Raw genomic sequence first — 13,728 nt, forward strand, 5'->3', positions numbered from 1 at the left:
ACAATGACCGGAAGGTCCGGGAAAAGCACAGTCGCCATCGTCGGGTCGGGGAACATCAGCACCGACCTGCTGTACAAACTGCTGCGCTCGGAGTGGCTCGAGCCGCGCTGGATGATCGGCATCGATCCCGAGAGCGAGGGCCTTGCGCGGGCGCGCAAGCTGGGTCTGGAGACGTCGCACGAAGGCGTGGACTGGCTGCTGGCCCAGAGCGAGAAACCGGATCTGGTGTTCGAGGCCACCAGCGCCTACGTGCACCGCGACGCCGCACCCCGCTACGCCGAGGCGGGCATCCGTGCCATCGACCTGACTCCAGCCGCCGTCGGCCCCGGCGTGATCCCGCCGGCCAACCTGCGTGAACACCTCGACGCGCCCAACGTCAACATGGTCACCTGCGGCGGTCAGGCCACCATCCCGATGGTCTACGCCGTCAGTCGCGTCGTCGACGTGCCGTACGCCGAGATCGTCGCGTCGGTGTCCTCGGCGTCGGCAGGGCCGGGAACGCGGGCCAACATCGACGAGTTCACCAAGACCACGAGTGCCGGCGTCGAGGTCATCGGCGGCGCGAAGCGGGGCAAGGCGATCATCATCTTGAACCCGGCCGACCCGCCGATGATCATGCGCGACACCATCTTCTGCGCCATCCCCGAGGATGCCGACCACGATGCGATCACGCAGTCCATCAAGGACGTCGTCGCCGAGGTGCAGACCTACGTGCCGGGCTATCGGCTGCTCAACGAGCCCCAGTTCGACGAGCCGACGGTGTACAACGGTGGGAACCACCTGGTCACGACCTTCGTGGAAGTGGAGGGTGCGGGCGACTATCTGCCGCCCTACGCTGGAAACCTGGACATCATGACCGCTGCGGCCACCAAGGTCGGCGAAGAGATCGCGAAGGATCGCGCCGGCGATGAGCGCTCGCGCGAAGAGCAGACAACAGCGGCGGGAGGCCTCTCATGAGCGCCGACGAGATCTACTTCGATCCCATGTGGGACATCCGGATGACGGACACGTCGCTGCGCGACGGAAGCCACCACAAACGGCACCAGTTCACCAAGGATGAAGTACAGGCGATCGTCGCGGCGCTCGACACCGCGGGCGTGCCGGTCATCGAGGTGACCCACGGCGACGGGCTCGGCGGGTCCAGCTTCAACTACGGGTTCTCCAAGACTCCGGAGCAGGAACTGATCAAGCTGGCCGCCGAGACGGCCAAGGAATCCAAGATCGCCTTCCTGATGCTGCCCGGTGTCGGCACCAAGGAGGACATCAAGGAAGCGCAGAACAACGGCGGGGTGATCTGCCGGATCGCCACCCACTGCACCGAGGCCGACGTATCGATCCAGCACTTCGGCCTGGCCCGCGAGCTGGGCCTGGAGACGGTCGGCTTCCTGATGATGAGCCACACCATTCCGCCCGAGAAGCTCGCGGCGCAGGCACGCATCATGGCCGACGCCGGCTGCCAGTGCGTCTACGTCGTCGACTCGGCGGGTGCGCTGGTGCTCGAGGGCGTCGCCGACCGGGTCGCGGCGCTGGTAGCCGAACTCGGCGATGACGCCCAGGTCGGCTTTCATGGCCACGAGAACCTCGGCCTCGGCGTCGCCAACTCCATCGAGGCCGTGCGGGCGGGCGCCAAACAGATCGACGGCTCGTGCCGCCGCTTCGGCGCCGGTGCGGGCAACGCGCCGGTCGAGGCGCTGATCGGCGTGTTCGACAAGATCGGCGTCAAGACCGGCATCGACTTCTTCGACATCGCCGACGCCGCGGAAGAGGTCGTCGCACCTGCCATGCCGACCGAGTGCCTGCTGGACCGCAACGCGCTGATCATGGGCTACTCCGGCGTGTACTCGAGCTTCCTCAAGCACGCCATCCGCCAGTCCGAACGCTACGGCGTGCCCGCGCACCAACTGCTGCACCGGGCGGGCCAGCGCAAGCTGATCGGCGGCCAGGAGGACCAGCTGATCGACATCGCGCTGGAGATCAAGCGCGAACAAGAAGCGGCGCCGACGTCCTGACTCGCGAGGCCGCACAGGCGCTGCTCGAACAGCTGGCTGGGCCGACCGCCGTCCTGCGCGACGACCAATGGACGGCGATCGAGGCGCTCGTCGTCGCACGGCGGCGGGCACTGGTCGTCCAGCGCACCGGCTGGGGTAAGTCGGCGGTGTACTTCATCGCCGCCAAATTGCTGCGCGAAGCGGGCCGGGGCCCGACGGTGATCGTGTCGCCGCTGTTGGCGCTGATGCGCAACCAGGTGGCCGCCGCCGAGCGGGCCGGGGTGCACGCCGCCACCATCAACTCCAGCAACGTCGCCGACTGGGACGAGATCAACGAGCGCGTGCACCGCCGCGAGCTCGATGTCCTGCTCGTGAGCCCAGAACGGTTGAACAATCCCGACTTTCGCGATCAGGTGCTGCCCGCGCTGGCGCATGACGCGGGTCTCGTCGTCGTCGACGAGGCGCACTGTGTGTCGGACTGGGGCCACGATTTCCGGCCCGACTACCGACGCATCCGCACCCTGATCGGTGAACTCGGTGCCGACGTGCCGGTGCTGGCGACCACGGCCACCGCCAATGACAGGGTCGTGGACGACGTCGCCGCCCAACTCGGCGTCGGAGGCACGGACACGCTGGTGCTTCGCGGCGGCCTGGATCGCGAGTCGCTGCGACTATCGGTGGTCAAGGCCGGCAATCCGGCGCAACGCGCGGCTTGGCTTGCGGCACATATCGATTCGCTTTCAGGGTCGGGGATCGTCTACACGCTGACCGTCGCTCAGGCGCATGACGTCGCATCGTTGTTGCGTGAGCAGGGCCACGCCGTCGCCGCCTACACCGGGTCCACCGAAGCCGCCGAACGCGAACAGCTCGAGGCGGATCTGCTGGCCAACAGGGTCAAGGCGCTCGTGGCCACGTCGGCGCTGGGCATGGGGTTCGACAAACCCGACCTCGGCTTCGTCGTCCATCTGGGTGCCCCGTCCTCGCCGATCGCCTACTACCAGCAGGTGGGCCGCGCGGGACGAGCCACGGAGAGCGCGCAGGTCATCTTGCTGCCCGGCCACGAGGACCAGGACGTCTGGCGGTATTTCGCCTCGGTGGCGTTCCCGTCGGAGTCGATGGTGCGCAACGTGATTGGCGTGCTTGACCCTGAGCGCCCGCAGTCGACGCCCGCGCTCGAGCCCCTCGTGGACCTGGGGCGGTCAAGGTTGGAGATGGTGCTCAAGGTGCTCGACGTCGACGGCGCCGTGCGCCGCGTCAAGGGTGGCTGGGTCGGCACCGGAGCGGCATGGGAGTACGACGAGCCGCGGTATCGCAAGCTCGACGAAGCCCGCAAGCGCGAACAGCAGGCGATGCTGGACTACCAGGCGACCGACGGGTGCCGGATGGCGTTTCTGCGTGGGCAACTCGACGACCCGTCACTCGCGGCGGGGGAGCGGTGCGGCCGCTGCGACAACTGCACGGGCGAGCACGTCAGCGCCGATGTCGATCCCGGCACCACCGAGGAGACGAGGCAACGGCTCATGCGTCCCGGCGTGGAACTCGCGCCACGCAAGCAGTGGCCGTCCGGGCTGGCCAAGCTCGGCGTGGAGCTGAGCGGCAGGATCGCCGTCGGCCCGGAACCAGGACGCGCCATCGGCAGGCTGACGGATCTGGGGTGGGGTGCGCGGTTGCGGCGCGTGCTCGACGAAGCCGACGCTGAGGTATCCGACGACCTTGTCGCCGCGGCGGTGAAGGTGCTGGCGTCCTGGGACTGGGCGCAGCGGCCCGCCGCGGTGATGGCACTGGATTCAGACCGCCACCCGCTGCTCGTTTCCTCGCTGAGCCGCGAGCTCGCCCGACTCGGAAGGCTGACCGACCTCGGCACCCTGCAGTACTCGCCGACGCGGCGACCGGTGACCGCGGCGAACTCCGCCTACCGCGTGGCTGCACTCGATGGGGCATGGACGGCGCCGGATCCCGGCCTCGTCGCCTCCGTCGGCGGACCGGTGCTGCTCGTCGACGACCTTTCCGACAGCGGGTGGACGCTGACCATGGCCGCCAGGGTCATGCGCGCGGCGGGCGCCGTGGCCGTCCTTCCCTTCACGCTGGCCACCACCAGCTGACACGCCGGGCTGGCCAGGAGTTTGTTTAAGCCCGACCCCACATCGGTTACGCCTTTGACAGCGACCACGAGGTCGCCGACTAGAGGAGTGATTTGATGAAGATGTCCGAGAAGACCGTGCGACGCGGCCTATACGGCATGTTCGCCGGGGGTCTACTTGCTTTCGGTTCCGCGGCCATCGTGATTCCGGTCGTGAATGCCCAGCCTGCCCCGGGTCCGGGCACGGAACCCCAGAACTGCAGCGTCAGCACGATTGCCGACACCTCACGCACCGTGGCGGAGTCCACCAGCATGTACCTGGCGGGCAATCCTGCAGCCAATGACGCGCTCACCAACATCGTCGAGCAGTCGCCTGCCGATGTGACCGAGGCGTTCCGCACCTACTTTGCGGAGAATCCGAAGGTCGAGACCGAGTTGATGACGATCAATCAGCCGGCCATCGATCTGGCCAGCCAGTGTGGTGTCGAGGTGGCACCTACACCCATCACCGAAGCGCTGACTGACCTCTAAGCCAGCTGAATCTCCACCGCTCAATCGCGTCGGCTGTCCCGCCGGCGCGATTGAGTGCTTCCCAACTGAGCGCTGACCGCGTCGGCGGTCGCCACCAGGGCGCGGGCGCGTTCGACAATCTCGTTGTCCGTCAATGACTTTCCGATGTGCATCGAGGCCACCATCACCTGTCGCTGGTGGTGGTCGTAGACCGGCGCCGAGATCACGCTGATGTCATGGCGCTTCCGGCCGGCCTGCCCGTTCTCGTCGCGCAGATACACGCGCTCACCGATGTCGGAGACCAATTCGCCGAGTAGCGCCCGCAATTCGTCGGGCAGGTTGCTCGACATCCCCGCCATCAGGGAATACAACCGTCGGCCACCCGGCGTCAGCCGCTCGACCAGATAGCCGTCCTCGCGGCACCTGGAGATCACCCTGTTGAACCGGTCCGAATGAGTGCGCAGCGGGATCGTCGGCTCCTTGGCGAGCCAATTGCGTTCGGCCTCTTCATCCCACAGCACGAACATCAACCCGACGGGCGGGGCGAACGGATAGCTCTGCCCCACCTCGACGCCCGGTCTGGCACCGGCGGGAGCCACCAGGTCCAGCAGCGTGATCCGGTCGTCGATGACACCGGACAGCGCCGCGGTGACACCGAAGCGCGCCGACAGCCTCCGCAGTTCTTCGCGTGCCGCCGGGCTGACCCGCATCGACTCCTGCGCCTTCTGGCCGAGAGTGATCAGTGCCGGACCAAGGCGGTACGTCTTGTCGGCGGCGTCGCGCACGAGGTATCCCGCATCGGCAAGGGATGTGACGATGCCGAGGCACGTCGGCTTGCTCAGTCCGACCCGACGGGCCAGATCGGACACCCCGAAGCGTTCCGTGGGGCGGCCCGCGAGGTAGTCGAGGATCCGCACGACCCGGTCGGTCGGCGGCGATGCGCGGCCGGAAGGTTCGGGGGCGGACATCCCCGCAGCGTACATGTCGTTCCATATATGTACCGAGACGGTCGATATATTGACTCCTGCTAGAACGCGTTCTAGTTTCAAGAGGTGTTTTCTCAGCCATTGATCGACGCGATCGCCGAGGCGGAAAGCCTTGTCGCCGCCGCACCGTTCATCGAATCCGAAGCCGACCTGCTCGAGGGCCTGCAGTACCTGGCGGGTTGCATATCGGGATGTACGCACCTGGCGTTCGACTACGACCGCGACCATCCGTTCATGCAGTCCGGTACCGGGCCGTTCACCAAGATGGGCCTGGACAATCCGGACGCGATGTACTTCGGCACCCGGGTGCAGCCCGGCTACGAGTACGTCGTGACCGGCAACCGCGGTACCACCACCGACCTCTGCTTCCAGATGCTCGGCGGTGAGTACACCGACGACAACGTCCCGCCGAGCCAGGCGGCATTCGATGACCGCGAACTCGACATCGACGCCGACGGCAACTACGAGTGGCGGGTCACCCCGACAAGCCCGTCGCAGTTGGTGGTCCGCGAGGTCTACAACGACTGGTCGGCGCGACGCGGGTACATCAGCATCGCCAGGACCGACACCGCGGGCACCGCGCCACCGCCGCTGACCCGGCAGCTGATCGAAAAGCGTTACGCCGTAGCGGGTAAGCAGCTGGTGCAGCGAGTGAAGACATGGCTACAGTTTCCACAGTGGTTCTACGACACGCTGCCGGTCAACACGATGATCGCGCCGCGGCTGACGCCTGGTGGTCTCGCGACGCAGTATTCGTCGGTCGGCCACTTCGACCTCGCACCGGATCAGGCGATGATCATCACGCTGCCGGTCACCGATGCGCCTTACCTGGGCTTCCAGTTGGGCAGCCTGTGGTACATCTCGCTGGACTACATCAACCACCAGACGTCGCTCAATGGCACTCAGGCGCAGGCGGATCCGGACGGCAAGATCCGTTACGTCGTGTCGGATGCCAACCCGGGTGTGACGAACTGGGTCGAGACCCTCGGCCACCGCAAGGGTTATCTGCAGTTTCGTTGGCAGCGGCTCTCCCGGGAACTGACGGAGGCCGACGGCCCGAGCGTCGAGGTGGTCGACATCGAAAAGGTGGCCTCCGCGCTGCCGAACTACGAGGCAAACAAGATTTCAGACGAGGACTGGCGGGCGCGAATCGCGCTGCGTCAGAAGCAGATCGGCGACAGGATGGTGGGTTAGGGTGTCCGCGGAACTTCTGAAGGACAAAGTTGTCGTCATTTCCGGCGTCGGCCCGGCGCTGGGCACCACGCTCGCCAGGCGATGTGCCGAAGCGGGCGCGGATCTGGTGCTGGCCGCCCGCACCGTCGAGCGGCTCGAGGACGTCGCCAAGCAGATCACCGACATCGGCAGGCGTGCGGTCACGGTGGGTACCGACATCACCGACGAAGCGCAGGTGAGTAACCTCGTCGATCAGACGCTGGCGGCGTACGGCAAGGTCGACGTGCTGATCAACAATGCTTTCCGGGTGCCGTCGATGAAGCCGTTCGCCAACACGACGTTCGAGCACATGAAGGACGCCATCGAGCTGACGGTGTTCGGCGCGCTGCGGATGATCCAGGGCTTCACGCCTGCGCTGGCCGAGTCCGAGGGTTCCGTCGTCAACGTGAACTCCATGGTCGTACGCCACTCGCAGGCCAAGTACGGCGCCTACAAGATGGCGAAGTCGGCGTTGCTGGCGATGTCGCAGACATTGGCGACCGAACTCGGCGAGCAGGGCATCCGCGTCAACTCCGTTCTCCCGGGCTATATCTGGGGTGGAACCCTGAAGGGCTACTTCGAGCACCAGGCCGGCAAATACGGCACCAGTGTCGAGGACATCTACAACGCTGCCGCCGCCGGATCCGACCTGAAGCGGCTGCCGACCGAGGACGAGGTCGCGTCGGCGATCCTGTTCATGGCCAGCGATCTGTCCAGTGGTATCACCGGGCAGGCGCTGGACGTCAACTGCGGGGAGTACAAAGCCTGATGACCAGGACGGACGTTGGCACCGTCGACGATCTGCACGCTTCGGCGACGAAGGCGTGCGGACTCGACGACTTCGGTGCCGACGATGACAACTACCGGGAGGCGCTGAGCGTTCTGCTGGAGTCGTTCCGGCGCGACGCCGACCTCACCGAAATCGGTAGCAAGATGAACCGGTTCTTCGTACGCAACGCACTGGTGGCGCGACTGGTGTCGGAGGCGGCTTGGAAGCAGTACCCCGAGTACGCCGACGTGACGATCGAGCGCCCCATCTTCGTCACCGGGCTGCCGCGCACGGGCACGACCGTCATTCACCGACTGCTCACCGCCGACCCGCGGCATCAGGGGCTGGAACTCTGGTTGGCCGAGTTCCCGCAACCCCGTCCGCCACGCGAGACATGGTCGGAAAACCCGGTTTTCGCGCAGATCGACGCCCAGTTCGCCAAGGCGCATGCAGAAAATCCGGACTACACCGGTCTGCACTACATGACTGCCGACGAGGTGGAGGAGTGCTGGCAACTGTTGCGCCAGTCGCTGCATTCGGTGTCGTACGAGACGCTGTCCCATCTGCCGACGTATTCGCAGTGGCTGGCCAAGCAGGACTGGTCCAAGCCGTATCAGCGGCATCGCAAGAACCTGCAGTTGATCGGTCTCAACGACGCCGAAAAGCGCTGGGTGCTCAAGAATCCGAGCCATCTGTTCGCGCTCGACGCGATTTTTAAGACGTACCCGGATGCGCTCATCGTGCAGTGCCACCGGCCCGCGGAGACCATCATGGCGTCGATGTGTTCGCTGGCGCAGCACACGACCGAGGGATGGTCGAACTCGTTCGTCGGCGCGCAGATCGGCGCGGACGCGATGGAGACGTGGACGCGAGGTCTCAGGCGGTTCAACGAGGTTCGGGCCGATCATGACCAGGCGCAGTTCTGCGACGTCGATTATTTCGAGTTCGTCAAGGATCCGGTGTCGGCGGTCGAGGGCATCTATTCGCACTTCGACATCGAGTTCACCGACGAGGCCCGCACGGCGATAACCGAGAGCCACGCCGAGAGTCAGCAGGGCCCGCGCGCGCCGAAGCACACGTACTCACTTGCCGACTACGGGCTGACCGACGATCAGGTCAAGGAGCAGTTCAAGGGGCTGTGACGGTCAGGCCGTCGTATTGGCCAGCCGCTCAATGCGATCCAACGCTTCCGCAGCGAGGGTGCGCACCGGATAGCCGCCGGGCGCGCCACACGTCGAGATCTCGACCGCCGCATTGTGGGCGGCGACGAACGTACTGTCGCAAGCCCAGTCGCTGGCCGTGAAGGACCATAGCAGGATGTTGGGTGAGCTGGATGTCGTCAGCGGCTGCAGCGTGAAGTCGTAGACGCGGCCCTTCATATCGGTGACGGTGAACGGAGTATCCACGCACGACTGCAGCGTCCGCTTCGCCTGCGCCAGTGCATTCTTCGCGTCGTAGTCGGCCCGATAGACGCCGACCATCTCCTCGATGTACACCTGGCGCCCGACGTCGTCGACCATCCAGTGCCCGCCGTCGGTCGCAGCCGGATCGTGGTCGAAGATGAACGGCGGATCCACCTCTCTGGCGACGCCGCTGCACTCGTCGGGTTCGACGGTGGCGAACAGATTCCCGTCGTACTTCTCGACTTTCGGGCTCAGCAGGTCCTTGACCTGTCCGGCGGTGATAGGCGCCACCGGCGGAGCGGCCTTCGGTGGGGAGTCAACGACTTCGGTGCAGCCCGGAACGAGTGCGAGCGCAAGCAGAAGCACCGACCACCGCGCCACCATGGCCGCCATGGTAGAACTCAGCCGTCCCCCGGGGATGGCGCCGAGGACATCTCCTCCAGACAGCCTTCGACCACAGCGTGTTTGATACTGCCAGCGAGCTTGGGGCAGGAGGGGGCCCGTGCCGGATCGCCGCCGGCCTCCCGGATCTCGTTGAAGTACGCGCAACGGCGGGTTGCCTCGGAGTTCCACTGCACCGACGTCTGCGCGGGACCGAGCTTCTTCACATCGACCGCCACGTGGCAGAACCTGCAGTCGACTGAAACCAGCCCCGATCTCAGGTAACGCTCACGGTCGCGTGCGGTGGCCTCCCGAAGAGCCTCGGCCCGGTCGTCGCCGAAAGCCGGTGCCTTGGACCAAGACCGAGCCCAGGTCTCCTTTGAATCCCCAGTCGCGCCGCCGCCATGGCTGTGGTCGTCGTCGTCATGAACGCCGTGCAGAAGCAGCATCGACCTCGCCAGCTGGTCGACGTCCGGGGCGTCCTTACGCGGGGTCATGAGCTCGCGTGCTCTGCCTTTTCTTTCTCGTCCTGCTCTTTGGCCTGAGTCTTGAGGTTCTCTTCGACCTCGACGTGCCACTTCTCGTTGGCCACCGTGGTGTCGACCTCGATCTCGAAGCGGTCGGTCATGTCGGGAGTCACGTCGGCGACGTCGACGTAGAACTGCTGGTACCAGCGGCGCATCTGGTAGACCGCGCCGTCCTCCTCGACGAGCAGCGGGTTGTCGATGCGCGTCTTGTGCTTCCAGATCTCGACGTCCTGCAGAAAGCCCTTGCTGACGCCCTCGGTGAACACTCGCGCGAGCTTGTCGGTCGTGGCCTCGTCCAGTCCCTTGGGCTTCTCGACGATGACACCCCACTGCAGCACGAACGAGTCCTGGGTGACCGGGTAGTGGCAGTTGATCAGGATCGACTCGGCCTTGAATCCGCCGTAGTTGTTGTGCAGCCAGTTGATCATGAATGACGGCCCGAAGTACGACGCCTCCGAATCGAGATGCGCCTCACCGTAGGAGGTGCCCAGATCGCTGACGTCGGGCCTGCCCACGTTGTGCAGGTACTGCGACGCGATGTGGCCCTCGAAGACGTTTTTGAAATACGTCGGTAGGCCGAAGTGGATGTAGAAGAAGTGCGCCATGTCGGTGACGTTGTCGATGATCTCGCGGCAGTTGCTGCCCTCGATGAGCATCGTGTTCCACCGCCAGTCGGTCCACCCGTCGTCGGCGAACTCTGGAATGTCGGGGATGCGCACCTCTTCTTGCGGTGGGTTGCCCTCGTGGTCGTGCCACACGAAGAGCAGACCACCGCGGACGTCGGTGTGCCAGGCCTTGGTGCGGGCCAGCCGAGGGGTGCGCTTGGCGTAGGGCACCAGCTTGCACTTACCGTCGCCGCCCCAGCGCCAGTCGTGGAACGGGCAGGCGACCTCGTCGCCCTTGATCGTGCCCTGCGACAGGTTGCCGCCCATGTGGCGGCAGTAGCCGTCCAGCACCTTGAGGTCGCCGTTGGAGTCGGCGAAGACCACCAGCATGGTGCCGAAGATCTCCACGCCGTGCGGCTTGCCGTCCAGGTAATCCTTGACAGGGCCCAGGCAGTGCCAGCCGCGCGCAAACCTGTCCGGGAGCGCGCCGGTGTCGATTTCGCGCACGGCTGCTGTTTCGGTAGTCACGGTGGGCCTCCCGTTTCTGTGGCTCTAACTAGAACACGTTACAGTTTTCCCCTGCGGCCGCGCAATCAAACGCCTCTACCTGCTTTTTCGCGCAGGCACTATCGCGAGGCAACTGCGGTATATCTAGACAATGCCGTTGTACTCGTTCGAGGGACGATCACCGATCGTCGATCCCAGTGCTTTCGTCGCTCCGACCGCCACTCTGGTCGGTGACGTGCATGTGGAGGCGGGTGCTTCGGTGTGGTTCAACGCGGTACTCCGGGCCGATTTCGCTCCGATCGTCGTCCGCGAGGGCGCGAACGTGCAGGACTGTTGTGTGCTGCACGCCCCACCGGGCATCCCGGTCGACGTCGGACCCGGTGCCACGGTCGCGCACGGGTGCGTGGTGCACGGCGTGCACATCGGCGCCCAGGCCGTGCTGGCCAACCACTGCACGGTGCTCGACGGCGCGGTCATCGGCGCACGCAGCCTGATCGCGGCGCATTCGCTGGTCATCGGCGGCACCAAGATCCCCGACGAGGTGGTGGTGACCGGTGCACCGGCGAAGGTCCGCGGACCCGTGGCGGGGACCGGCGCGGAGATGTGGGTGAAGACCAATCCGGGCGCCTATCAGGATCTGGCCCGTCGTTACATCGCGGGACTGCAGCTCATCCCCGAGTAGCGCGTACCGTAGCCGCATGTCGTTCGGTCAGGTCACGGCGCTGTGGCGCTACCCGGTGAAGTCCCTCGGCGGCGAGCAGCTCGAGCAGATCGACATCGGGGCCCGCGGTCTGCACGGCGACCGGTTGTGGGCGGTCCGCGACCTCGAACGCGACGTCACCGCGACGGCCAGGCGCATCCCCGCCCTGCTTGGTGCAACGGCCCGCTACGCGCAGCCGGTCGGTGCCGACGCAGGCCCGGGCAACGCACCCGAGGTCGAGATCACCTTCCCCGACGGCAGTGTGTGCTCCAGCAGCGACCCCGGTGTGCACAAGAAGCTCTCCGAACTGGCCGATCGCGACGTCCGTCTGACCGCCCTGCCACCCGCCGACGACACCTCGCTGCACAAGCTGAGCCGCGACGAGCGCGAGAACATGTCGATCGCCGCGCTGCGCAAGGACTTCGGGGTCGCCGAAGGCGAGAAGTTCCCGGACATGTCGATGTTCCGCGTCACCGATCTGACCTTGCTGGGCAGGTACTCGACGCCGCCGGGCATGTTCGTCGACCTGGCGCCCGTCCATGTCATGACCCGGACGAGCCTGGCGACCATCGGCGCCGAACTCGGCGATGACCCCGACGACACCCACGTCGATGCGCGCCGCTTCCGCCCCAACATCTTGCTCAACCTTGCCAACCCCGAGGACGGGCTGCCCGAGTCGCAGTGGACCGGCGGACGCCTCTCGGTCGGCGGCGCCGTGCTCGCGGTGACGATGCCGACCATTCGGTGCGTCGTGCCGAGTCGTGCGCAACCCGGCATCGAGGTCGACCGCCGAATCACCAAGGCGGTCGCTTCCCGGGCGGGACGTTGCCTGGGCACCTATTGCTGGGTGAACGTCGGCGGCCCGGTCAGCGTCGGTGACGAGGCGACACTGAAACAGAGCAGGAATCGTGTGCTCGCCGATGCCGCCCGCCGAACGAAGCGGTTCGCGTTCGGCGTGGCGACGTCGGCCATGGAACGACTCGGGCGCTAGCCGGCCGACGCCAACCCGGTTCGCAGCGCGATCTGCTGCATCTTGCCGATGTTGATGACGAACTGGTCCGTGGTGACGTCGCCCGGAACGCTCTGGAACTCCAGACGCACCAACGCCGGGCCCTCGTTGAACAGCAGCAGTGTCGTGGCCTTACTGCCGTCCGCCGACGTGCCGACGGCCATCGTGCCGTTGCTGCCGACCGGCGCCGGACGCGTGGTGGCGCCTGTGACCGTGGAGCCGATCGTGGGCAGCGCCGCCTTCAGAGTGTTGGCGGCCGTCTCGGCATCGGGATAGATCACGATGGTGTCGGAGATGGCCCTGGTGTCGTCCTGGTTGACGAACAACGCACTGGCACCGGGCAGTCCGTCCGGACCGGACGGTGTGCGCGACTGCTCGGTGAAGGTGTCCTCGTTGTCGCTGAGGTCGCCTGGCTGGAGCAGCAATCGGCTGTAGTCGACCTGTTCGTCCGTCTTGGTGGTGGTCGGAGCGGCCGACGCCGACGAGGTCGTTGACGCGGGCAGGCTCGGCACGGTACCGGCGGGGCCGGTGCCGGATGAGTCACACCCGATCGCCGCCACGCACATCAACGCTGCCAAGGCCGCGGTGGATCTGGATCGCATACCTCCACCGTGCCACAGCCGGCGTCGCGTTAGATTTTGCGAGCGCTTGCCGTCGCCCGGTCGAGCTCCCAGAACGCCCGCAGTGCAACGATCTTGCCGTCGTCGTTCACGCGGTAGGTGAACACGCCTTCGGCCTTCACCTCGTAGCCGGCGGCCCTGATCACGATGTGGCCGACGTTGGCCTCCTCGTTGCCGCACTGGTACGTCTGCTCGAAGTGGAAGGTCAGGTCGCTGGGGGCGATCGCCTTGTCGTAGAACAGTGCGATCGCTTCCTTGCCGCGGTGACCCTTACCCTCCGGGTCGAAGTGCGACGGCCCGATCGGATCCTCGACGACGGCGTCGTCGGCGAAGTTCGCCAGCCAGGCATCCTTGTCGTGTGTGATCGCCGCCTCGCGAGAACGCTTGCCCGCCAGGTGAACCGGGGCGTTCGGGTCGGTGACCGCCATGCG

15 protein-coding genes are annotated in these 13,728 nt (G+C 66.1%); 9 read left to right on the forward strand and 6 right to left on the reverse strand.

What is annotated here, in order from left to right; translation table 11 throughout:
* The first annotated feature begins 3 nt into the window (after positions 1–3).
* From BST47_RS19725 to BST47_RS19740, 4 genes are all read left to right on the forward strand, one after another.
* Positions 4–957, forward strand: coding sequence for an acetaldehyde dehydrogenase (acetylating) (locus BST47_RS19725; protein WP_083127340.1), 954 nt, complete (start codon positions 4–6; stop codon positions 955–957).
* A complete protein-coding gene (dmpG, locus tag BST47_RS19730) occupies positions 954–2,009 on the forward strand; it encodes a 4-hydroxy-2-oxovalerate aldolase (RefSeq protein ID WP_083127341.1) in 1,056 nt (351 codons plus the stop codon). Before BST47_RS19725 ends, dmpG begins: the two co-directional genes overlap by 4 nt.
* Complete coding sequence (locus BST47_RS19735; RefSeq protein ID WP_083127447.1) at positions 2,006–4,090, forward strand: RecQ family ATP-dependent DNA helicase; 2,085 nt, start codon at positions 2,006–2,008, stop codon at positions 4,088–4,090. The genes dmpG and BST47_RS19735 overlap by 4 nt, the downstream gene beginning before the upstream one ends.
* A 95-nt stretch (positions 4,091–4,185) precedes the next feature.
* Entirely contained in the window at positions 4,186–4,599 is a 414-nt protein-coding gene (locus BST47_RS19740) for a hemophore-related protein (RefSeq protein WP_083127342.1), read from the forward strand.
* A gap of 20 nt (positions 4,600–4,619) precedes the next feature.
* Here the strand turns inward: BST47_RS19740 and BST47_RS19745 are convergent, their stop codons facing one another.
* Positions 4,620–5,546 carry an IclR family transcriptional regulator gene (locus BST47_RS19745; protein WP_083127448.1) on the reverse strand — a complete coding sequence of 309 codons (927 nt, stop codon included), beginning with the start codon at positions 5,544–5,546 and terminating at the stop codon, positions 4,620–4,622.
* An 84-nt stretch (positions 5,547–5,630) separates the two neighbouring features.
* Here BST47_RS19745 and BST47_RS19750 point away from each other — a divergent pair, with 84 nt between their 5' ends.
* Genes BST47_RS19750 through BST47_RS19760 form a run of 3 tightly spaced genes read left to right on the forward strand, consistent with a single transcriptional unit; the run spans position 5,631 to position 8,687 of the window.
* Positions 5,631–6,758, forward strand: a complete 1,128-nt coding sequence (locus BST47_RS19750; protein ID WP_083127343.1) for a hypothetical protein — start codon at positions 5,631–5,633, stop codon at positions 6,756–6,758.
* 1 nt (position 6,759) lies between these two features.
* The gene (locus BST47_RS19755) at positions 6,760–7,545 is read left to right on the forward strand and encodes an SDR family oxidoreductase (protein WP_083127344.1); all 786 of its coding nucleotides are present in this window, start codon (positions 6,760–6,762) and stop codon (positions 7,543–7,545) included.
* The gene (locus BST47_RS19760) at positions 7,545–8,687 is read left to right on the forward strand and encodes a sulfotransferase family protein (RefSeq protein ID WP_083127345.1); all 1,143 of its coding nucleotides are present in this window, start codon (positions 7,545–7,547) and stop codon (positions 8,685–8,687) included. The genes BST47_RS19755 and BST47_RS19760 overlap by 1 nt, the downstream gene beginning before the upstream one ends.
* 3 nt (positions 8,688–8,690) lie before the next feature.
* Here BST47_RS19760 and BST47_RS19765 read toward each other — a convergent pair whose 3' ends face one another.
* Genes BST47_RS19765 through BST47_RS19775 form a run of 3 tightly spaced genes read right to left on the reverse strand, consistent with a single transcriptional unit; the run spans position 8,691 to position 10,989 of the window.
* A complete protein-coding gene (locus tag BST47_RS19765) occupies positions 8,691–9,332 on the reverse strand; it encodes a sensor domain-containing protein (RefSeq protein ID WP_083127449.1) in 642 nt (213 codons plus the stop codon).
* Between the two features lie 17 nt (positions 9,333–9,349).
* Positions 9,350–9,826 carry a hypothetical protein gene (locus tag BST47_RS19770; RefSeq protein ID WP_083127346.1) on the reverse strand — a complete coding sequence of 159 codons (477 nt, stop codon included), beginning with the start codon at positions 9,824–9,826 and terminating at the stop codon, positions 9,350–9,352.
* Complete coding sequence (locus BST47_RS19775; protein ID WP_083127347.1) at positions 9,823–10,989, reverse strand: 3-ketosteroid-9-alpha-monooxygenase, oxygenase component; 1,167 nt, start codon at positions 10,987–10,989, stop codon at positions 9,823–9,825. Before BST47_RS19775 ends, BST47_RS19770 begins: the two co-directional genes overlap by 4 nt.
* 130 nt (positions 10,990–11,119) lie before the next feature.
* Between BST47_RS19775 and BST47_RS19780 the strand changes: the two genes are divergently transcribed.
* Positions 11,120–11,650 carry a gamma carbonic anhydrase family protein gene (locus BST47_RS19780; protein WP_083127348.1) on the forward strand — a complete coding sequence of 177 codons (531 nt, stop codon included), beginning with the start codon at positions 11,120–11,122 and terminating at the stop codon, positions 11,648–11,650.
* 16 nt (positions 11,651–11,666) lie between these two features.
* Complete coding sequence (locus BST47_RS19785) at positions 11,667–12,659, forward strand: MOSC domain-containing protein (protein WP_207568644.1); 993 nt, start codon at positions 11,667–11,669, stop codon at positions 12,657–12,659.
* Here the strand turns inward: BST47_RS19785 and BST47_RS19790 are convergent.
* Positions 12,656–13,279 carry a hypothetical protein gene (locus BST47_RS19790; RefSeq protein ID WP_083127349.1) on the reverse strand — a complete coding sequence of 208 codons (624 nt, stop codon included), beginning with the start codon at positions 13,277–13,279 and terminating at the stop codon, positions 12,656–12,658. The two genes, BST47_RS19785 and BST47_RS19790, sit on opposite strands and share 4 nt — an antisense overlap.
* A gap of 29 nt (positions 13,280–13,308) precedes the next feature.
* Entirely contained in the window at positions 13,309–13,725 is a 417-nt protein-coding gene (locus tag BST47_RS19795; protein ID WP_083127350.1) for a nuclear transport factor 2 family protein, read from the reverse strand.
* Positions 13,726–13,728 lie beyond the last annotated feature (3 nt).

The organism is Mycolicibacterium tusciae (assembly GCF_002086795.1).
GTDB classification, from domain to species: Bacteria; Actinomycetota; Actinomycetes; order Mycobacteriales; family Mycobacteriaceae; genus Mycobacterium; species Mycobacterium tusciae.

Bases quoted from the DNA above. Each gene is read 5' to 3' on its own strand.
- BST47_RS19795 (WP_083127350.1), bottom strand. From the start codon at position 13,725: ATGGCGGTCACCGACCCGAACGCCCCGGTTCACCTGGCGGGCAAGCGT.
- dmpG (WP_083127341.1), top strand. From the start codon at position 954: ATGAGCGCCGACGAGATCTACTTCGATCCCATGTGGGACATCCGGATG.
- BST47_RS19785 (WP_207568644.1), top strand. From the start codon at position 11,667: ATGTCGTTCGGTCAGGTCACGGCGCTGTGGCGCTACCCGGTGAAGTCC.
- BST47_RS19765 (WP_083127449.1), bottom strand. From the start codon at position 9,332: ATGGTGGCGCGGTGGTCGGTGCTTCTGCTTGCGCTCGCACTCGTTCCG.
- BST47_RS19770 (WP_083127346.1), bottom strand. From the start codon at position 9,826: ATGACCCCGCGTAAGGACGCCCCGGACGTCGACCAGCTGGCGAGGTCG.
- BST47_RS19790 (WP_083127349.1), bottom strand. From the start codon at position 13,279: ATGCGATCCAGATCCACCGCGGCCTTGGCAGCGTTGATGTGCGTGGCG.
- BST47_RS19780 (WP_083127348.1), top strand. From the start codon at position 11,120: ATGCCGTTGTACTCGTTCGAGGGACGATCACCGATCGTCGATCCCAGT.
- BST47_RS19760 (WP_083127345.1), top strand. From the start codon at position 7,545: ATGACCAGGACGGACGTTGGCACCGTCGACGATCTGCACGCTTCGGCG.
- BST47_RS19745 (WP_083127448.1), bottom strand. From the start codon at position 5,546: ATGTCCGCCCCCGAACCTTCCGGCCGCGCATCGCCGCCGACCGACCGG.
- BST47_RS19740 (WP_083127342.1), top strand. From the start codon at position 4,186: ATGAAGATGTCCGAGAAGACCGTGCGACGCGGCCTATACGGCATGTTC.
- BST47_RS19725 (WP_083127340.1), top strand. From the start codon at position 4: ATGACCGGAAGGTCCGGGAAAAGCACAGTCGCCATCGTCGGGTCGGGG.